This window comes from Saltatorellus ferox (assembly GCA_007751475.1).
Lineage (GTDB): Bacteria > Planctomycetota > UBA1135 > UBA1135.
In genome coordinates, this window is the sequence record CP036434.1 from 4,916,840 (window position 1) to 4,936,256 (window position 19,417).

Genomic DNA, 19,417 nt, shown 5'->3' on the forward strand with positions numbered 1-19,417 from the left:
GCCTCCCGGCGTTTTTGGCGGCATTTGGGTCTGGCTCCCGAGGAGACAGGACGTAGCCTCACAGGCCATGTCTCGTCTCTTCCTCTTCGACGGCACCGCCGTCGCGTACAGGTCGCACTTCGCGATGATGCGCTCCGGCCTCTCCACGGCCGACGGGCGCCCCACCGGCGCCGTCTACGGCTTCACGATGGCGCTCCGGCGCATCCTCAGGGAGGAGAAGCCCGACCTCGTCGCCGTGGCGCTGGACGCCAAGGGCCCGACGTTCCGCCACGAGAAGTTCGCCGAGTACAAGGCGACCCGCGAGCGCGCTCCCGAGGAGATGATCCAGCAGCTCGAGGACATCCGCGAGGTCATCAAGGCCCACGGGATCCCGCTCTTCGAGATCCCCGGGTACGAGGCCGACGACGTGATCGGCACGCTGGCAACCCGCGCCGCCGAGGCGGGCCATGAGGTCCGCATCGTCACGGGCGACAAGGACATGATGCAGCTCGTCTCCGAACACGTGAAGCTGCACAACATCTTCAAGCCAGGGGTCGATCTCGTGATCGAGGGGCCCGCCGAGGTCGAGGCCAAGTTCGGCACCACGCCTGACCACGTGATCGACGTGCTCGCCATCATGGGCGACACGTCCGACAACATCCCCGGGGTCAAGGGCATCGGCGAGAAGGGCGCGCAGAAGCTGATCCAGGAGTTCGGCTCGGTGCCCGCGCTGCTGGAGCGGCTCGACGAGGTCAAAGGCAAGACCAAGGAGAAACTCGAGGCCGATCGCGCGATGCTCGAGCTCTCCCTCGAACTCGTCACGATCGACACGGACGTCCCGCTGGATCCGGGCTTCGAGTCGATTCACCCCGCGACCCCCGACGTGAACGCGCTCCGCGATCTCTTCCAGGGCCTCGACTTCCGGAGCCTCATGGACGAGGTCGCCGCGAGCGTCGATTCCGACGGTCCAGGCGAGCGTGAAGACGTGATCGTCGAGACGAGGGAAGCCCTGGAAACGATGATCGCAGAACTCACCGAGGCGGGCACCTTCGCATGGGATACGGAGACCACGGGGCTGAAGTCCCTGGAGGTCGACCTCGTCGGCATGTCGTTCTGCGCCGAGGGCGGACGCGCGTTCTACGTGCCCTTCAACACGAAGGAGCCGATCCTGGAAGGCGGCACGGCGGCGCTCCTCGACGCGCTCCGTCCGCTGATGACCGACCCGGAACTCTACCGGATCGGCCAGAACGAAAAGTACGACGCCCTCGTCATGGGCGCCCACGGCATTTTCGTACCTCCGCCCTACTTCGACACCATGGTCGCGTCGTTCACGATCCACGGATCGGCGCGGCGCCACAACCTCGACGACATGGCGCTCGTCGAACTCGGGATGACGAAGATCCCGACGAGCCAGCTGCTCGGCAAGGGCAAGAACCAGGTGACGATGGCGGAGATCCCGATCGACGAGGTCGCCGAATACGCGTGCGAAGACGCCGACGCCACGTTCCGGCTCTACGAGCGCTTCTCGAAGGACCTCGAGGAGACGGACAACGAGAAACTCTTCCACGAACTGGAGATGCCGCTCGTGCGCGTGCTCACGAAGATGGAGCGGCGCGGCATCCGCCTCGACACGGCGGCCATCAAAGCTCTCGACAAGGAGCTGATGAAGGAGATCGACTCGGCCGAGGAGGACGTGAAGCGCCTCGCCGGCGAGCCGGGCCTGAAGGTCAACAGCCCGAAGGCCCTCGGCCTCGTGCTGTTCGAGAAGCTCCGGATCCAGGACGAGGCGGGCGTGAAGCGGGTCAAGAAGACGAAGACCGGCTACTCGACCGACCAGGCGACGCTCAACGAGAACTACGGAGACGTGGAGATCGTGAAGCGCCTCCTGGAGTACCGCGAGGTGATGAAGCTGAAGAACACGTACGTCGACGCGCTACCGACGTTCGTGAACCCGAAGACGGGCCGCATCCACTGCTCGTTCAGCCAGACCGTCGCCGCGACGGGGCGCCTTTCTTCGAGCGATCCGAACCTTCAGAACATCCCGGTGCGCACCGAACGCGGCCGCAAGCTGCGCGCCGCCTTCGTGCCGCGCGAGCCGGACGAGCACGGCGAATGGGTGCTGCTCGCAGCCGACTACAGCCAGGTCGAGCTCCGGATCCTCGCGCATCTCTCGGGCGACGAGAAGCTCGCGGAAGCCTTTCGCGAGGGCCGCGACATTCACGCATCGACAGCGTCGCTCGTCTTCGGCGTCGCGCAGGAGGACGTGGATCGGACGATGCGGAGCCAGGCGAAGGCGATCAACTTCGGCCTCCTTTACGGCATGGGTCCCCAGCGGCTCGCGCGCGAAACGGGGCTCACTGTCCCCGAGGCCAAGGACTTCATCGAGCGCTACTTCGAGGCCTTCCCGAAGGTGCGCGGCTGGATCGACGGTGTCCTGGAAGGCGCGCGAGAGACGGGCCACGTGGAGACGCTGATGGGCCGCCGCCGTCCGATGCCGGACGTGAACTCGACGAACCAGCGCGTGCGGGCCGCCGCCGAGAACGCCGCGGTGAACACGCCGGTCCAGGGCTCCGCCGCCGACATCATCAAGAAGGCGATGATCGATCTTGACCAGCGTCTAGACGCATCGGACCTGCAGGCACAGCTCCTGCTCCAGGTCCACGACGAACTCGTCCTCGAGGTCCCGGTATCGGAGCTGGAAGCGACGACGAAAATGGTCAAGGACGCGATGGAGAACGCGGTCGCGCTGGACGTCCCCCTGAACGTGGACTTCGGCCACGGGAAGAACTGGCTGGAAGCGCACTGAGGAATGGCGGTGACCGATGAATCCGCACGCGGCTCCCGTGCGATTCACGGGTATGCGTCAGTCAGCCATACTCACCGCTCTATCGGGCTCCTTCCTCGCCACCATGTCGCTGCTGGGCACGGGCTGTGCGCCCCTCAAGCCCCTGGCGACGGTCCCCCACGTCGACGTCGACCGCTTCATGGGCGACTGGTACGTTCAGGGTCACGTGCCCACGGGCTCCGAGGACGACGCCTACAACGCCGTCGAGTCCTACGCCCGTGACGGGGACTCAAACAAGATCCTCACGACTTACGTCTTCCGCGAGGGCGCCTTCGACGCGGACTTCGAAACGATGGAGCCGACGGGCTTCGTCGAGAACGAGGAGACCGGCGCCACGTGGGGCATGCGCTTCATCTGGCCGTTCCGGGCCGAGTACCTGATCGCGTACCTCGACGACGCGTACACGGAGACGATCGTCGCCCGGCGCAAGCGCGACTACGCGTGGATCATGACGCGCGAGGCGCAGATCTCGGACGAGCGCTTTGACGAACTCGTTGGCCGCCTGACAGGCATGGGCTACGATCCGATGAAGGTCCGGCGTGTGCCGCAGCGCTGGCCCGACGCGGAACATCCCGTCAGCAAGGCGGGCGGTGACATGGCGCGCTGGACGCGCGAGCAAGAATGAAGAGACTCGACGCATCCGAAGTGGAGAGCGAGCTGAAAGAGCTCGACGGCTGGTCCCTCGATGAAGGCAAGCTCCACAAGAAGTTCACCTTCGAGGACTTTCGCGCGGCCTTCGCCTTCATGACGCGGGTGGCGAAGCTCGCCGACGAACAGGACCACCACCCCGAGTGGTTCAACGTCTACAACGAGGTCGAGGTTCACCTCACCAGCCATGACGCTGGCGGCATCAGTGAGCGGGACTTCCGCTTGGCCCGAGGCATGGACTCCGTGGTCGCTCCCTGAGGATCGCGTACTGGGTCTTTCGTGGTGATGCGGTCACGCACAGGACCGACAAGACCCGAAGATCGGATCTCCTGCGGTGCCCCTCACTTCCGCCGACACCTGGTCCGGATCATCGGGTCTTCGGAGGAAGGAGGAAGCGCATCTGCGCGTCGAGGCGTTCTTCCATCCGAAGACTCCACCGGCCCCGATGCTTCGATGGACGCCGAGGCTCCGGATCCAGCGTCCTCCCCCGCGAATCCTGAGGGGCCCTTGCCCGCGAATCCTAACCTGCATGATTCACGAGTTTGCACCACCAGCACGCCCAAACCACGCCGTGGCGGCGTCAGACCGCAGCCTTTGGCTGCCGCCCGCTTCGCGGGCTCCCTCACAGAATGCTCGACGGGCCTACGGGCCCGCCTCCGCTTCGTTCGGTCGTCTTCCTTGCCACGCCGCGGTTTGAACGCACTGGTGGAGCAAACTCGTGAATCATGCAGGCTAAAGGGATCGGAAGAAGCGACCGATACCTCGGAGTCACGCCCAGGCCTCCTCGCCGGAAGGTCCTGGCGCCCCCAGGAACCCCCTTGGCAGCCCCTGCGGCAGCCCGACATCCCATGCCCCAAGCTCCGCGCCTCGTCCCCAGCCTCCTGACGGTCTCCGAAGCCACCTTTGCCATGGACGCGACGGCAGACCGCTGCGCTCTCCTGGGGACGGACGGCCGGATCGAGCGCACGAACGCGCCCTGGCAGCGCGGCACGCGCACCTCGGACCCCGTGCCCCTGCGTAGCATCGGTGAAGGCGTGGACTTTCTGGCAGCGTGCGCGCAGGCGGCTCTCATGGGGAGCCGTGACGCAGGAACGCTGCATGCCCAGCTACGCCGCCTGATGGCCGGCGAAGGCGATCGCTGCGAGATCGACTTCCAGCGACACGCGACGAGCGGAACGAGCGTCACCACCCCCACCAAGTCCACGATCACCCTGGAGCGGGTCCCCGATGAATCGGGCGATCGGCTCCTTGTGTCTTTCGCCTCGGCCAACCTCTGTGAGGCCCAGCCCACCTCCGTTCCGGAAGCCGGTTTCGCCGTCCCCAGCGGCTCGCGCTTCGACCGCCTCGCCACGGCGCTCGACTCGCTGCCGAGCCACGCCGCCATCCTCGATGGTCGCGGCCGGATCGTCGCCGTCAATGCAGCCTGGCGCGTCTTTTCCGCCGTTTCGGGCGGCACGGCGTCCACCACCGGCATCGGCGTCAACTACCTCGCCGTTTGCGAGCGCGCGGCTGCGATCGGCGACGGGCGCGCCCGCGACTTCGGCGCGGGCCTCGCGTCGGTCCTGCGCGGGGAGCGTCACACTTACCACGCGGACAGCCGCGTCGGACTCGGCGGACCGGCACGCAAGTTCCGCGGCCGCGTCACCGCGCTCACGCTGGCGGAGGGCCGCTATACCCTCGTCACGCACACCGAGATCACGCAGACGATCCCCCAGCAGGCGCCCCCGAGCCTCGAGGAGTCCGCGCCCATGGCCTCGCCCCGCCCGTCCATCGTGCTGAGCCGCGCTACGAACCGCGCGGCGGAGAACGATCGACCCACGCAGGCCGCGTGAGAGCCTGAAGCCCCGGTCGGTCATGATCGCCGGGGCGCTTCCGGGCCAACGATGCTGCTGCCGAACCGATCTCGTTTCGAAGCCGAACGGTGCATGACACCTCAGCTCGTGGGACGCAGCCCGCGGCTTCCTGACCAGAATCATCCAGACCAGGAGTCTGCGCCACAGAAGGCGATCCCGTGAGCACCGCCAGGATCCACGCTCGCGGCGTCTCGCCCAACCCCGATGGCGTCTAACCGGACCCGTCGCGCCCCTTGGGCGGCTTCTTGTTCAGGAGGCTCGCGGGCACGACGGTCCCTCTCCCGAACTTCTTCCTGAGCTTGTCGAGGCTCGGCGTCACCTGGGCGAGCTTCTCGTTCTGCTTCAGGTAGTCCTGGCGGGTCGAAGGCTCCGCCATCGAGCCGTTGAAGAGCGTGCCCTGGTTCGCCTGGCGCACGTCCTCCAGACGAGAGATCTGGATTCCCAGAAGTCGCAGAGGCCTCGCGGGCACTTTCTCGAGCAGTTCGCGCGCCGTCGAGTAGAGACGCGGCCCGAGATTGGTCGGGAACTCCAGGGTCTTCGTTCGGGTGATCGTCTTGAAGTCGCTGAAGCGAGCCTTGAGCGTCAGCGTCTTCCCGCGCAGCCCCTTGTCGCGCAGGTAGAACGCGACCTCCTCACAGAACGTGAAGAGGTAGTTGCGCAACTCCTCGCGATCGACGATGTCCTCCGCGAACGTGCGCTCCATCCCATGGGACTTCTCCTCTCGCCGCGCCGTCACGCGCCGCGCGTCGATGCCGTGGGCCAGGTCGTGGATCCAGATGCCCGAGGCACCGAAGCGCTTCGCCACGTCGCGGCGCGGCAGACTCGCGAGCTCCGCCACGGTTCGAATCCCGAGCATCTCCAGCCGCTTCGCCGTGCGAGGCCCCACGCCGTAGATCTTGGAGACGGGCAGAGGATCGAGCACGGTGCGCACCTCGTCGGGCTCGATCACGCGGAAGCCGTCGGGCTTGTCGATGTCGGAAGCGAGCTTGGCCAGAAACTTCGTCGGAGCCACTCCGACCGAGGCGACGAGTCCGGTCTCTCGAAGGATGTCGTCCTTGATGCGTCGACCGATCTCGATCGCGTCTCCGAAGAGCCGCTCCGAACCTGCCACGTCGAGGAACGCCTCGTCGAGCGAGAGCGGCTCGACGATCGGCGTATATCGACGGAAGATCGCCATGATCTCCTTCGAGACCGACGTGTACTTGTCGAAATCCGGCGGCAAGACGACGAGGTCAGGGCAGAGTCTCCGCGCAGTCGCCGTCGGCATCGCCGAGTGCACACCGAAGCGCCGAGCCTCGTAGCTTGCCGCCGCGATCACCCCGCGGCTCGCGGCGGGCCCGCCGACGCAGACGGGCAGCCCCGCCAGCGAGGGGTTGTCGCGCAGCTCCACCGACGCGTAGAACGCATCCATGTCCACATGGAGGATCGAGAGCGGCGTCTTGGGTGGCATGGGCGAAGAAGAGGAGTCGTGATTCACATCCGAGGCGGCCGCCCCCAGCGGGTCCGGGATCGGACGGTTTCACCGGCTCGTCGCACCCGCCAGTCTCACGAACTCATCTGGAGCCCGCAACCGAAGCGCCGGGTTCATGGGGCCCAACATGCTCCATACCGGCGGGAGACTCCGCCAGGAGGGCCCTGAACCACGGGAATGGGCGAGAATGAGGCGGCGCCATCGCGATTCACCAAGATTCACCGATGGATCCGCGCTCCCGATCAGGGTCGAAATGACCGGCTACCCATCCGGCCCGTCGAATCGAATTCGGACCACCGAACGAACCCCATGAGACCCGAAGACATGCAAGCGATCCTCGAACAAGACGACTGGCTGCGCCGGATGGCGCGCCGCCTCTTCCATGATCCCTCCTTCGCGGAGGACGCCGTCCAGGACGCCTGGATGGCGGAGCTGGCCCGGAAGGCGCCGGTCGCGGACTCCTCCTCGTGGCTCGGTGGCGTCCTGCGGAACCTCCGCAGGGAGAAACTGCGTGCCGACGCACGGCAAAGCGCCCACGCCAGTGAGGTCAGGAGCCGCGGCGTCGCCCTGGCCCCGGCCACGGACGAGGTGGTGGCCGACCTCCAGCTACGGCAGGGAGCCACCGAGGCGCTGCTCGCTCTCGATGAGCCGATTCGCACGACGCTGTACCTGCGCTTCGTCCAGGACCTTACGGTGACCGAGGTGGCCAGGCAAATGAACGTGGCCCAGTCCACCGCGTCCGATCGAATCGTGCGCGGGCTGGAGTCGCTTCGCACCACGCTCGACGCGCAGCACGGCGGCGACCGTCGCGCATGGCTCGCGGTGCTCGCGCCCCTCGCTTTCGAATCCAAGAAGCCTGCGGCAACGGGTCTCTCGACGGCAGCGATCGTGGGCTGGGTGGCGGCGGTCTGTGTGGCTTCCTCCGTTGGAACGGCGGTCCTTCTTCGAAGCGCGGGAACGGAGCTTGCTTCGCAGTCTTCTGGGCCGGCCATCGCCGCTTCGTCACCATCGCTGAACCCCGGGGTGCCTTCCACCGTTGGAAGCGCCACCGACACCTCCACCGGAGCCTTGGAGCCGCTGCCCCCACCGCCTGCGCGGCCGAAGGCCACCCGTGAACAGCCGAGGCTCGCGGCCGCTGCCACGGCGGCCGGCGACCCCGAGCCTGTCGCGAGCGCTCAGGACGAAGAGCCGAAGGCGCCCCCGAAGTGCCGGGTCCGCGCACAGGTGTTGCTACCCGACGGAACACCCGCGATCGGCGCCAGCTGGCGCCTGATCGCCGCCGTCGGGAAGAACCCACCCGGGGGATGGGAGCACCAGAGCGGCGTCGTCGACGGGGAGGGAAAGGTCGACGTTTCGTTCACGCCGCCTCCGAATACGTTCCTCGCGCTGACGTTCTCCCTGGAGGGATATGTTCGCGTGGGGAAGGAGTGGAACGGCATGGAGCAGGGGACCGAAGAAACGCTGGAGCCGATCCGCTTCTACCGGTCAGGACAACTGCGAGGGCGGCTCGTCGACGGAGCAGGGAATCCGATCCTCGGGAAGCGCTACGCCCTGCAGCTCATGGCGCCCGGCCGCGTTCGAGGGATCCCGGTCAGCTTCGGGCCTGGCTTCAAGATCGATCCCAAGGACGGAAGCTTCGAGCTCAAGAATCTCGTCCCGGGTAAGTCCCAGCTCAACTACCGCGTGAAGGACGTGGGCTGGGTGGCGGGGCCGCTCGTGGAGGTCGTGCCTGGTGAGACCCGCGAGATCGACATCGTCTGGTCCGACGCGGAGGTGGAGGCGGCCAAGAAGCGCTCGGCAGAGGAGTTCGACTTCTCGAATCTGCCCCAGCTCGAGCCGCCGCCCAGGCCGAAGCCGAAGGCAGAACCGAAGGAGAAGCTCGAGCCGGTGCGCCTCACGCTCGACCTTGGCGACGCCGTGGAACGAGAAGACAGCGTCCAGGCGGCCTTCATGGGCAGGATGGACCTGAACGGACAGATTCTCCTCGGCAAGGGCGGGCGACTCGGCCCGGCCAGCGTCGACCCCGGAGCGGCCCATACGCTCTGGATTCGCGGCCAAGGCTGGCTTGCGCTCGTCAACCAGCCTGCCCTGCAGGCAGGCGGCGAGCAGACGCTCCATGTGGACCTGGACCTGATCGAGCGCCGCGTCCTCGTCCTGAAGGACGGCGAGCCCGTGAGGGATCGGGCATTCATCATGCAGGTGCTTCCCTCCCAGTTCCACCAGCGGCCCGGTGCTGGCTTCTGGAAGACGGACGCCGAGGGACGCGTCACCCTGAAGCTGGGGCGCCTTCCGGAAGGCGAACGCTATCGCTTCACGCTGGAGCACATGAAGAAGGGCGATCCGCCGATGATGTTCGGTGAAGCCCCCTGGGATGGTTCCGCCGCGGACCTGACGGTCAACATGAAGTGAGGAAGCTTCTGCCGGCCGACTCCCACTCCGCGCCCCCAAACCTCCCACTCTTGCCTCCCCGTCACAACGCGTGGGCCAGGGCCAAGCTCGCCCCCTGACAACTCCCCATCCCTCCCAAGGCCGCCGCGCCTCCCCACCTCCCGCTCCTCCCGCTTCCTTGGTTGCATTGGTAGCAGCCCAGCAACCCAGCAGATTGCCTTCCCCCCAAGCCCCAGGCCCGAAGCCGCAAGCCCTTGTCAGTCACGTGAATGCGGCGCACCCGTCCCACAGATTCCTCCAAGGACCCGTCGTAATGAACGACAAGACCTTGGGCCTTGGAAGGGATGAGTGGAAGATTCGGGGGCGCGGAGTGCGAGTGGGCCGGTGGGAAAGGTCGGCCGAGGATGCTGTTGCAAGGTGGATGGTGAATTTGGCTAAGGTTCCGATTTCCGGCTCTAAAGGGAGGTTTGTTGGCGATGTTGGGCTGAGGAGGCAAGAAACTTCCTGTGAAGACGAACAAAACCGTGAAGGCTCCGAGCGCTCCGCAGACAGGACCACGTCCCTTTCCTGTCCATCCGTTCGGGGTCACCTATGAAAACCAGCATCCTTCCCCTCGCGAGTCTTCTTCTCGCTGCCTCAGCTCTCGTTCCCCAGTCCGATGCCCAGACGACGTATGTCGTCGACGTCAACGGCGGCCCCGGTTCCGATTTCCTTGAGATCCAACCTGCGCTCGATGTGGCAGGGCCCTTCGACGTCATCGAGGTGAGGCCCGGCGGCTACGCTCCCTTCGCCGCCACCCGCGCGGCCCGAATCATCTCTCTCGGCCACGTCGTGCTCAGTTCGACCGCGACGATCACCGGCGTCGACGAAGGTGACTGGATGGTCGTCGCAGGCTTCCACACGCGCTCCATGGAAGTGCGAGACTGCGAGGGCACGGTCCTCATCGAAGACCTCAAGCTCCGCGGCGTAAGCGGTCGCCTGACGATCGATCGGTGCGCCGACGTTCGGCTGCGCGCCATCGACCACTCGACCCAGAACAGCTTCTCAGCGCTGGAGATCAATAGCTCTCGCGTTCAGGTCACCGACAGCCTCCTCGGAGGCTACACCAAGGCCAACAACTACGTGCAAGGGCGTCATGCCGTCGAGCTCACTGGCGGATCGTTCTTCCACGCGTTGAACTGCGACATCCGCGGCGAGGAAGGGGGCGACAACGACGATGTGATCGGCGCGATTCCCCCAGCAGGCGGAGACTGCATTCACTCCCGAAACGAAAGTGAGGCCCGGGTGGTCCGATGCGCGCTGAGCCCGGGAATCGGAGGCACGAACGACGGGTACCCCTGGCTGCCGACCTATGGCCGCAATGGCTACTACCTCGATGCAAGCGGCGGGCAGCACTCCTTCTGGCAAACGACCTACTACACCAACAGCCTCTCCGGCGGCGCCACCCTGGAGAACTCCATCCCTTTGCCGTCGCTCCAGCAGGGCGCGGGCGCACTGACCGCTGGCTCATCCGTGCAGCTGGCGGTGCGCTCAGAGCCCGGTAGCAGCGGCCGACTGCTGTTCGGCAGACGTCCACTGGTCGTGGCCCAACCGAACACGAGCCTGGAGCGCCTGGTGGACATCGGCCGTCTCGCCTCACTCGGATCGATGAGTCCCACGGGAGTGCAGACGCTCACCTTCCCGATCCCGGCAGCCTGGCCGCGTGGCACAGTGGTCTTCCTGCAGACCTCCGCCACCGTCGCAGGCGGTGCTACCGACATGTCGAACTCGGTGGCCCTGATCGTACGCTGATCCGTGCTGTGGGTGACTGAGGGCCTGAGCCACTGTGGCTCAGGCCCTCAGCCACCCTGGCTCCTCGGCTTGGCGGCGGTCGCGTCTCGCTTCGCCCTGGCGTCCTCGCGCTTGGCCTCGAGTTCCTTCAGCCATGCCGACTCTGGATCCCCGACGCGCGCTTCCTCGATCTCTGTCAACGTTTCGAGTTCCTCGACGGCTTCGTCGAAGCGGCCGGCTGCCACCAGAGAGTTCGCAAAGCCCAGCCGAAACTCCGAACGGGTCAGGGGCTCGAGCTCAGGATTCAGCTCAGTCGATTGCATCAGTTCGCGGTAGAGCGCCACGGCTTCCTCGGCGCGGCCTAGCTCGACGAGCTGGCTGCCCACGGCATCGAGCAACCTCAGTCGACGGGGATTCCCTTGGGGCAGATGCTCTGTCGCCCAGTCCAGCCCATCGGCGAAACGCTTCAGCGCCAGGCGATGCTCTCCGCGGCGCGCGTGGCACGTGGCGAGATTGATGATGCACGCGAGGATCCTCGGATCGCTCGGCGCGACGGCTCGCTGGATACCCGAGAGCACATCGATGAAGACCTCGCTGCTCTCCTCCCACAGCTCTTGCTCGAGCAAACTGCCTGCGTAGTTGTTCCCGACAGCCAGCGTCACCGGCGCCAGCTCGCCCGAATGCCGCTGGTAGCCGCGCCACGCGACCCCCAAGAGCGCGGACGCTTCGGCGAACCGCCCCTGATTCAGGCGAAGCTGCCCCAGCTCGGCGGTTCCGCGGTGGAGCGGTTCGTCCGCGTCGGTGAAGACCGCCAGAGACCGTTCGTGCAGTTCCACCAGCACCGGCTCGGCTTCGTCGAGCCGATTCGATTGGCGCAGGATACGGCCGAGCCGGAAGAGCGACTCCAGGGTCCTGGGATCGCCGGGTCCAAACATCGCCGCCCTCGTGTTCACCGCTTCGCGAAGGAGGTCCACACCCTCCTCTTCCCCGATCTCTGCCAGAGCACGAGCGAGACTCGCCTGGACCAGAAGCGTCTCCGAATGCGTCGGTCCGTGGTGCTCCTCGCTGACGCGGGCCAGCTCCTCCAGAAGCGGAATCGCCTTGCGCTCCTGCGCGGTCGCGATGTACACGTCCGCCAGGTCGTGCAGGAGGAGCCGCGTCCGCTCGTGCTCGGCGCCATACAGCTCCCGCACATCGGAGAGGAGTGACTCCATGATCTCCTGGGCCTCGTCGTCCCGGCTCAGCTTGTGGAGGCTCTTCGCGTGCAGCCACCGCGAGAGGAACCACTGATGCTCGCTGCGTCCCCGCTCATCGAAGCGCTTGAGCCGCCTGCGGGCCAGCCGCTCTGCCTCCCGGTACTGGCCTCCGTCGAGCAGGGATTGGAGCAGGCTCATCTCGACGTTGGAGTGGAGGTTCGTACTGGCCCCGCCCTCCTCGCGGACTTCGACCAGGAGAGCTTCGAGCTGCTGGGTCGCCTCGCGCACCTTTCCCTCGCCGCGCGCGATCAGCGAGGAGACGTGGCGCATCGAGTAGACCGCGGCCGGCGGGATCTGGGGATGCGCCGGGAGCCACTCGTCGAGGTAGCGATCGGCCACCTCGCGCGCTTCGCCGAAGCGATCGAGCTTCGCGAGCCCACGCGCGAGCCGATAGGCGGCAGCGATTTCGTCCTGGGGTTCGAGTTCCCGGGCGAGCTCCAGCGTTCGGCGAGCCTCACGCACCGTGGGTTCATGGAGCTCCAGGCTCGAGTAGCTCTTGAGCAGCGTGAGGCGCAGGTCCGCCTCCAGACCCGGCCGATCGCCGAACTCCCCCACCCGCTCCGCTGCACGATCGAGAAGTTCCTCCGCTCGAATATCGGCTCCCCCGTCTTCGACGCGAACGTCCTCGAACATCCCTGTCAGCACACGGTTGATCGAACGAAACCGATCGGCTTCGTCGTTCGCGCGGACCATCGCTGCCAAGGCAACGCCTGCTCCGCCAACGATCGAGAGCAGCACGAGAACGGCCGCAGCCGAAGCGACACGGTGCCTCCGCACGAACTTGGCCAGCGTGTAGCCAAGACCCGGCTTGCCGGCCTCGACGGGACGGTGGTCCAGGAACCGCTGGATGTCCGCCAAGAGCTCGGAGGCACTGGAGTAGCGCCGGTCCGGATCCTTCTCGACGGCGCGCAGGATGATCCAGCCCACCTCGTCCGGCACGGTCTCGCTCGACTCACGGATCGGCCGAGGCGGCTGATCGCGTATCATCATGGCGATATCGGTGAGCGAGCGTCCCGTGAACTCGTAGGGCGCGTGGCCGCACATCAGCTCGTACATGAGGAGCCCGAGCGCATACACGTCCGTTCGCGTATCGATCTTGCGTGAGCCGTCGAGCTGCTCGGGCGCCATGTACTGAAGCGTGCCGACGATCTCGCCCGCCTGCGTCAGGCGCGTATGGAGCTCCCCCGTCCCGTCCACCGCATGAGCCACTCCGAAGTCGATCACCTTCGGGATGCCCGTCTCACCCACGAGAACGTTCGCTGGTTTGAGATCGCGGTGGACGACGCCCTTCTGGTGGCCATGCTGGATCGCATCACAGACGAGCACGAACGCCTCCAGTCGCTCACGCTGGCTCCGTTCCCTGCCCCAGGCGATCAGGTCCTGCGCGCCCGGCACGAACTCCATGGCGAAGTACGGCTGCTCCACCCCGGAGCTGGATGTGTGCACGCCCGCTTGCAGAACGCGAGCGACGCCTGGGTGATCGAGCCTGGCGACGAGTTCGATCTCGGTCCGGAATCGGAGCTCGGCCCCTGGCCGCACGAAGCTGGCTGGGAGCATCTTGAGCGCCACGCGACGGCGCGGATACTGCTGCTCCGCCTCGTAGACGATGCCCATCCCGCCCGACCCAAGCGTGCGGCGAATGCGAAACGGTCCGATCGTCTCGCCTTCGCGATGACTCGCTGGCAGCGTGGGTACGGCGCTGGAACCGGACGCTGCGTCGAGATCCAGAAAGCCCGCGCGGGAGTCCGCGTCCAGCATGCGCACGACCTCCCGGCGCAGCGAGTCATCCCCGCCGCAGGCCTCCTCGATCAGAAGGGCTCGCTCGCACTCGTCGAGGTCGAGCACGCGTTCGAAGATGTGGAGAGCCTCCTCCGTCCGGTTGGTGGTCATTCCCCTGGACCCATGGCCGTTCCTTGCTGCGATCCCTCTTCTGATCTCTCTTCTGATCTCCCTTCCGGCGATAGTCTTGCCTGAAGCCAAGCTCGTGCCGTGCGCCAGTTCCTCTCCACCGTCCGCAGGGGAACGCCCTCGACCCGCGCGATCTCGGGGTGCTTCATGCCGGCGAAGAAGCGCTGGTCCACGACGCGCGCCAGCTCGGGCCTGACCTCTGCCAGTTCCTTCAAGGCTTCGTCGAGGCCGAGAAGGTCCGACACTCGAGCCTCCATGAGATCCACGACCTCGTCCAGATCCACTCGCTGGTGGGTGCCTCCGTGCCGCTCGGCGCCCCGGCTTCGCGCTCGATCGATCACGATGGAACGCATCGCACTGGCGGCCACCGCGAGGAAGTGCTCGCGACTTGCGTACGTCTGCTCTGGCTCCCCTTGAGGCCCTTCCATCTCCAGCCCGCGGGTTCGCTCGATCTTCAGCCACGCCTCGTTCAGGAGAGCGGTGGTTTGCAAGGTCTGCCCCGCAGGGATCCGAGCCAGGGCACGGTGCGCCAGTCGATGCAGCTCCGCGTGCACCAGGGGAACCAGAGCCTCCGCGGCCTCGGTGTCGCCCGCCTGGAACCGGTGCAGCAGCAAGGTCACATCAGGGGGAAAGGACATACCCTCGACTCTAGCAAAGTGACCCGGACGCGGGACTCGAGTCGACCTGGTGCCGAGGGCCTTCAGAGGCGAAGCGATCATCGGGGATTGGAGAGGCTGGAGAAAGCGGGCGGGGTCGCGCGAAACGGGCAGGAAGGTCCCCGTGATCCAGCTTCGAACCCCGCCAAGAATTTCTGAGCTTCCGCCGAGTCGGCCTGTGGCGCAGACTCCTGGCCTTCAAAAAGCCCCGCCCCACGGCCAAAAGGCTGCACGCCACGCCAGCACTTCGTAGCGTGGCGTCACCCATGCGATTCGAAAACGTGCACATCGAAGGGCTCGGGCTGGCTCTGCCGCCGGATCCCGTCAGCTCGGATTCCCTCGAGGAGCGTCTGCGGCCGCTCTACGATCGACTCGGCGCCTCCGTGGGGCGGCTGGAGCTCATGAGCGGCATCCGGGAGCGCCGGTTCTGGCCGGAAGGAACCCGGCCGAGCGACGCGTCCATCCTGGCCGGGCGCGAAGCCCTGGAGGACTCGGGGATCGAGAAGGAGCGGATCGGCTGTCTCATCCACGCGTCGGTCTGCCGTGACTTCATGGAGCCCGCGACGGCGTCGGTGGTGCACGCCGGGCTGGGGCTCCCGGCCACGGCGGAGGCCTTCGACCTCTCCAACGCCTGCCTCGGCTTCGCGAACGCGATGGCGCTGGTCGCAGGCCGGATCGAGCGGCGCGAGATCGAGGCGGCGCTCGTGGTCAGCGGCGAGGACGGCGGCCCACTCGTGCGTGAGACGATCGCCGCTCTCCTGAGCGGTGAGGCCACCCGCAAGGACCTCAAGCGCGCCTACGCCTCCCTCACGATCGGATCGGGCGGGGCGGCCATGGTGCTGTGCCACGCGGACCTCGCGAAGAAGCCGCATCGCCTGCTCGGCGGCGTCGTCCGCGCCGCGACGCAGCACCATGAGCTCTGCAGCGGCGGCCAGTCCGATGGCGCGAGCGGTCCGCTGATGGACACCGACTCCGAGGCGCTCCTGCACGCGGGCAACGCGCTGGCGAAGGAGACGTGGCCGGCCTTCCTGGAAGAGCTCCAGTGGGCGCCAGAAGACGCCGACCGGATCGTGACGCACCAGGTCGGCGTGGCCCACAAGCGGCTCCTCTTCGAAACGCTCGGTCTCGACCACGCGCGCGACTTCACGACCGTGGAGACGCTGGGCAACGTCGGCTCGGTTTCGCTTCCCGCGACGCTCACGCTGGGCGTGCGGAAGGGCTTCATCCGGCCCGGACACCGCGTGGCGATGCAGGGAATCGGCAGCGGGCTGCACTGCATGATGCTGGGCCTGGAGTGGTAGCCGACGCAGAGTGACCGGAGATCCTGCCGTGGCCTCGGCCCCCCGAGGCGACCCGGGCTGGTAGCCTCTCCGCCATGACCACCAGCGATTCCCTCCTCGATTGCGTCGTACTGGAGCCCGGCCGCCCCGCCACGGCCGCCGTCGTCTGGCTCCACGGCCTCGGCGCCAGCGGACACGACTTTCCTCCGATCGTCCCCGAACTCGGGCTGCCGAAGGACCACGCGATCCGCTTCGTCTTCCCCCACGCTCCGCAGATCCCCGTGACGATCAACGGAGGGATGGTGATGCCTGCCTGGTACGACATCCTGGCCATGGACTTCGACCGAAAGGTGGACGAGGCCGGCGTGCGACGTTCTGGCCAGCAAGCGAACGCGCTCATCCAGCGCGAGCGCGACCGCGGCGTGGCCGCCGACAGGATCGTGATCGCGGGCTTCAGCCAGGGAGGCGCCATCGCCTTCCACGCAGGCCTCCGCTACCCCGAGCGCCTGGCGGGGATCCTGGCGCTTTCCACTTACATCGCCGCCGACTGCGACCTGGAGAACGAACGGAGTCTCGCGAACCTCGACATTCCGATCCTCCAGTGCCACGGGACCCAGGATCCGATGGTGACCCCGGGAATGGGCGAAGCTGCCCGCGACCGTTTGTCAGGACTCGGCTACCAGGTGAACTGGAAGACCTACCCGATGCAGCACCAGGTCTGCCCCCAGGAGATCGACGCCATCGGGGTCTGGTTGCGCGAGGTGCTTCCGGGCTGAGGCGCCCCTTCAGGACGGATTCGGACGCCGTTTTTTCGCCATAGAGGCGGGCACGGCGGCAGCGGAGCGGGTACAACCTCGGCCCACACAGTTCAGAAAAATCTGAAACGAGTGTGGGCGGAATGGCAGAGAAGCGGCTACAGGACCCCGGACGGCCTGCCCCTCACCCCTGCTCCGCGACTCTGCCCTCTCCCCGTCCCGGGACCCCCTCCATGCGCCGAACCCAAACTGCTGCCGAGAGCGACGCCCCCAAGCGGCCGCCCGAGCACCTGGAAGCAAGCCCGGCCCGGCAAGAACCGGCACAGCAAGACGAGGCACAGCAGCACTCGGCGCCTGAGACCGGAGATTCGCTCCAGAGCTTCCGCGGACTGGAGGAGGAGCTCCACGGCGAACTCGCCACCTTCGAGGCGTTCTTCAAGACCTTCGGGTTCAAGCGAATCCACGGCCGTGTCTGGGGTCTTCTGGTCCTCTCCGGCCAGCCGCTGACGGCCAAGGAGATCGTCCAAGAGCTGAAGATCAGCCAGGGCGCGGCGAGCACCACGATCAACGAACTCCTCGAGTGGGGCGCCGTCTCCTCGACCTTCGATTCGTCCCGCCGCTGCCACGTGCACGAGGCCGTCGGCAACACGCTGTCGATCGTCGCGACCGTCCTGCGCAGGCGGGAACAGGTCGCCTTCGAGCACTTCAAGGTCGGCGCGACCCGGATGCTCGAGATCATCCGCGAGCGCAACGGCAACAAGGACCCGCGCGTCCTCACGCTCCGCTCGATCATCGCCACGTGCGACCTTGCGGACGCCGTGATGCAGCTCGTTTTCAGCAGCGTTTCCAGCGCGCTGGGCGATCCGCAGAGCCTCCTCTCCAAGGCGATCGGCACGGCGCTCAAGGTGGGCGTTGGCGTTCCCGCTCGCGTACTCCAGGTCACGGATCGCGCCGCGCGCGCGAGCCGCGACGCCGCCAGCGGCCAGGATCCGAAGGGACACGACTCAGGAAACAAGGCATCATGACCAGCGTCCCCACCAGCTTCCCCCGGATCGTCATGACCGGCGTGGGCCTCACGAGCCCGAACGGCAACTCGCTGGCCGAGTACCGCAAGAATCTCCTGGCAGGCGTCTCGGGCGTCTCCCCCTACGAGATTCGCTACTTCGGCAAGACGGTCGCCGGTCAGTGCGACTACGACACGACGAAGCACCAGAGCCGCAAGAGCCTTCGCCGGGGCACTCGCGCGGGCTCGATCGCGATCTACTGCGCGCGCGAAGCGCTGGACAGCGCGGGCGTGGATCTCGACAAGGTCGACAAGAGCCGGATCGGTGTCTACGTCGGTACGACGGAGCACGGCAACGTCGAAACCGAGCAGCAGATCTACGAGATCAGCCAGTACGACTACGACACGTCCTACTGGTCGCACCACCACAACCCGCGCACGGTGGCGAACAACCCGGCGGGCGAGGTGACCCTAAGCACCGGCATCACGGGCCCCCACTACGCGATCGGCGGCGCCTGCGCGGGCGGCAACCTCGGGATCATCCAGGGAGCGCAGATGCTGCAGCTGGGCGAGTGCGACATGGCGATCGCAGGCGGCGTTTCGGAGAGCATCCACACCTTCGGCATCTTCGCGAGCTTCAAGGCCGAGGGCGCCCTCGGTGAGCACGAGGACCCGACGCTCGTCAGCCGCCCGTTCGACAAGAACCGGAACGGCATCGTCGTCAGCGAAGGCGGCTGCCTGTACGTCTTGGAGCGCTATGAGGACGCGGTCGCGCGTGGCGCGCACATCATCGCCGAACTGGCGGGCTGGCACGTGAACTCGGACGCGGCGGACTTCGTGCTGCCGCTCCCTGAGCGCCAGAACGAGTGCATGCGTGGCGCCCTCAAGAAGGCGGGCATGTCCCCCGAGGACATCCACATCGTCAGCACCCACGCCACCTCGACCCCCCTGGGCGACATCCAAGAGACCGGCGCGGTCCGCGAGGTCTTCGGCGATTCGCCGACCACCTCGATCAACAACACGAAGAGCTACATCGGCCACACCATGGGCGCGGCCGGTTCCCTCGAGCTTGCGGGCAACCTGCCGTCCTTCCAGGACGGCGTCGTTCACCCGACGATCAACGTGACCGACCTCGACCCCGAATGCGAGATCCGCGGCCTCGTGATCAACGAGCCGAAGGAGACGAAGGGCGTCGACACGATCCTCAACCTCAGCTTCGGAATGCTCGGCATCAACAGCGCGTTGATCGTCAAGAAGCCCGGCTGAGAGCACGCTCCCCACACTCGATCAAACAACCCCGATACCGCCTGCGGAGACAGGCCCCCTCATCATGAACAAGGAAGAAGTCAAAGAAGCCGTCAAGGACATCATCGAGACGATCGCCCCCGACGAAGACATTGCCGGCCTCAACGACACCGATCTCCTGCGCGACCAGATCGAACTCGACTCGATGGACTTCCTCGACATCGTCATGGAGCTCCGCAAGCGCTACGGCGTGCAGGTGCCAGAGGATGACTACAAGGAACTCGGCTCGCTGGAGTCCTGCGCCAACTACCTCCATCCGATGATGGAAGACAAGGAGCTGAAGCTCCAGAACGCCTGATC

Annotated in this window: 14 protein-coding genes; 11 read left to right on the forward strand and 3 right to left on the reverse strand. The window is 66.6% G+C overall.

Annotated features, from left to right (window positions below):
• Nucleotides 1-67: 67 nt before the first annotated feature.
• The 4 genes from polA (at nucleotide 68) to Poly30_RS17650 (ending at nucleotide 5,304) form a co-directional block, all read left to right on the forward strand.
• Nucleotides 68-2,785 carry a DNA polymerase I gene (gene polA / locus Poly30_RS17635; RefSeq protein ID WP_145200085.1) on the forward strand — a complete coding sequence of 906 codons (2,718 nt, stop codon included), beginning with the start codon at nucleotides 68-70 and terminating at the stop codon, nucleotides 2,783-2,785.
• A 52-nt stretch (nucleotides 2,786-2,837) separates the two neighbouring features.
• Nucleotides 2,838-3,449, forward strand: coding sequence for a lipocalin family protein (locus Poly30_RS17640; protein WP_145200088.1), 612 nt, complete (start codon nucleotides 2,838-2,840; stop codon nucleotides 3,447-3,449).
• Nucleotides 3,446-3,730: a 4a-hydroxytetrahydrobiopterin dehydratase gene (locus Poly30_RS17645; RefSeq protein WP_145200091.1), complete on the forward strand. Its 285-nt coding sequence runs from the start codon at nucleotides 3,446-3,448 to the stop codon at nucleotides 3,728-3,730. Before Poly30_RS17640 ends, Poly30_RS17645 begins: the two co-directional genes overlap by 4 nt.
• Nucleotides 3,731-4,320: 590 nt before the next feature.
• Nucleotides 4,321-5,304, forward strand: a complete 984-nt coding sequence (locus Poly30_RS17650) for a hypothetical protein (protein ID WP_145200094.1) — start codon at nucleotides 4,321-4,323, stop codon at nucleotides 5,302-5,304.
• A 232-nt stretch (nucleotides 5,305-5,536) separates the two neighbouring features.
• Here the strand turns inward: Poly30_RS17650 and dinB are convergent, their stop codons facing one another.
• Entirely contained in the window at nucleotides 5,537-6,775 is a 1,239-nt protein-coding gene (gene dinB / locus Poly30_RS17655) for a DNA polymerase IV (protein WP_145200097.1), read from the reverse strand.
• A 330-nt stretch (nucleotides 6,776-7,105) separates the two neighbouring features.
• On the opposite strand from dinB, the gene Poly30_RS17660 reads away from it, so the two are divergent.
• Entirely contained in the window at nucleotides 7,106-9,205 is a 2,100-nt protein-coding gene (locus Poly30_RS17660) for an RNA polymerase sigma factor (protein WP_419190321.1), read from the forward strand.
• Nucleotides 9,206-9,775: 570 nt separating this feature from the next.
• Complete coding sequence (locus tag Poly30_RS17665) at nucleotides 9,776-10,975, forward strand: hypothetical protein (RefSeq protein WP_145200103.1); 1,200 nt, start codon at nucleotides 9,776-9,778, stop codon at nucleotides 10,973-10,975.
• 47 nt (nucleotides 10,976-11,022) lie between these two features.
• Here the strand turns inward: Poly30_RS17665 and Poly30_RS17670 are convergent, their stop codons facing one another.
• Both Poly30_RS17670 and Poly30_RS17675 read right to left on the reverse strand, forming a co-directional pair.
• Entirely contained in the window at nucleotides 11,023-14,100 is a 3,078-nt protein-coding gene (locus Poly30_RS17670; RefSeq protein WP_145200106.1) for a serine/threonine-protein kinase, read from the reverse strand.
• Nucleotides 14,097-14,756 carry an ECF-type sigma factor gene (locus Poly30_RS17675; RefSeq protein WP_419190322.1) on the reverse strand — a complete coding sequence of 220 codons (660 nt, stop codon included), beginning with the start codon at nucleotides 14,754-14,756 and terminating at the stop codon, nucleotides 14,097-14,099. The genes Poly30_RS17670 and Poly30_RS17675 overlap by 4 nt, the downstream gene beginning before the upstream one ends.
• Nucleotides 14,757-15,040: 284 nt before the next feature.
• On the opposite strand from Poly30_RS17675, the gene Poly30_RS17680 reads away from it, so the two are divergent.
• From Poly30_RS17680 to Poly30_RS17700, 5 genes are all read left to right on the forward strand, one after another.
• Nucleotides 15,041-16,075, forward strand: coding sequence for a 3-oxoacyl-ACP synthase III (locus tag Poly30_RS17680; protein WP_145200112.1), 1,035 nt, complete (start codon nucleotides 15,041-15,043; stop codon nucleotides 16,073-16,075).
• Nucleotides 16,076-16,149: 74 nt separating this feature from the next.
• The gene (locus Poly30_RS17685; protein WP_145200115.1) at nucleotides 16,150-16,830 is read left to right on the forward strand and encodes an alpha/beta hydrolase; all 681 of its coding nucleotides are present in this window, start codon (nucleotides 16,150-16,152) and stop codon (nucleotides 16,828-16,830) included.
• A 212-nt stretch (nucleotides 16,831-17,042) separates the two neighbouring features.
• Nucleotides 17,043-17,834, forward strand: coding sequence for a GbsR/MarR family transcriptional regulator (locus Poly30_RS17690; RefSeq protein WP_145200119.1), 792 nt, complete (start codon nucleotides 17,043-17,045; stop codon nucleotides 17,832-17,834).
• Nucleotides 17,831-19,078, forward strand: coding sequence for a beta-ketoacyl-[acyl-carrier-protein] synthase family protein (locus Poly30_RS17695; protein WP_145200122.1), 1,248 nt, complete (start codon nucleotides 17,831-17,833; stop codon nucleotides 19,076-19,078). The genes Poly30_RS17690 and Poly30_RS17695 overlap by 4 nt, the downstream gene beginning before the upstream one ends.
• Nucleotides 19,079-19,142: 64 nt before the next feature.
• Entirely contained in the window at nucleotides 19,143-19,415 is a 273-nt protein-coding gene (locus Poly30_RS17700; RefSeq protein ID WP_145200125.1) for an acyl carrier protein, read from the forward strand.
• Nucleotides 19,416-19,417 lie beyond the last annotated feature (2 nt).

What these genes read in the sequence shown, in the direction of transcription:
- polA (WP_145200085.1), top strand. Translation starts at nt 68, where the DNA reads ATGTCTCGTCTCTTCCTCTTCGACGGCACCGCCGTCGCGTACAGGTCG.
- Poly30_RS17640 (WP_145200088.1), top strand. Translation starts at nt 2,838, where the DNA reads ATGCGTCAGTCAGCCATACTCACCGCTCTATCGGGCTCCTTCCTCGCC.
- Poly30_RS17645 (WP_145200091.1), top strand. Translation starts at nt 3,446, where the DNA reads ATGAAGAGACTCGACGCATCCGAAGTGGAGAGCGAGCTGAAAGAGCTC.
- Poly30_RS17650 (WP_145200094.1), top strand. Translation starts at nt 4,321, where the DNA reads ATGCCCCAAGCTCCGCGCCTCGTCCCCAGCCTCCTGACGGTCTCCGAA.
- dinB (WP_145200097.1), bottom strand. Translation starts at nt 6,775, where the DNA reads ATGCCACCCAAGACGCCGCTCTCGATCCTCCATGTGGACATGGATGCG.
- Poly30_RS17660 (WP_419190321.1), top strand. Translation starts at nt 7,106, where the DNA reads ATGAGACCCGAAGACATGCAAGCGATCCTCGAACAAGACGACTGGCTG.
- Poly30_RS17665 (WP_145200103.1), top strand. Translation starts at nt 9,776, where the DNA reads ATGAAAACCAGCATCCTTCCCCTCGCGAGTCTTCTTCTCGCTGCCTCA.
- Poly30_RS17670 (WP_145200106.1), bottom strand. Translation starts at nt 14,100, where the DNA reads ATGACCACCAACCGGACGGAGGAGGCTCTCCACATCTTCGAACGCGTG.
- Poly30_RS17675 (WP_419190322.1), bottom strand. Translation starts at nt 14,756, where the DNA reads ATGTCCTTTCCCCCTGATGTGACCTTGCTGCTGCACCGGTTCCAGGCG.
- Poly30_RS17680 (WP_145200112.1), top strand. Translation starts at nt 15,041, where the DNA reads ATGCGATTCGAAAACGTGCACATCGAAGGGCTCGGGCTGGCTCTGCCG.
- Poly30_RS17685 (WP_145200115.1), top strand. Translation starts at nt 16,150, where the DNA reads ATGACCACCAGCGATTCCCTCCTCGATTGCGTCGTACTGGAGCCCGGC.
- Poly30_RS17690 (WP_145200119.1), top strand. Translation starts at nt 17,043, where the DNA reads ATGCGCCGAACCCAAACTGCTGCCGAGAGCGACGCCCCCAAGCGGCCG.
- Poly30_RS17695 (WP_145200122.1), top strand. Translation starts at nt 17,831, where the DNA reads ATGACCAGCGTCCCCACCAGCTTCCCCCGGATCGTCATGACCGGCGTG.
- Poly30_RS17700 (WP_145200125.1), top strand. Translation starts at nt 19,143, where the DNA reads ATGAACAAGGAAGAAGTCAAAGAAGCCGTCAAGGACATCATCGAGACG.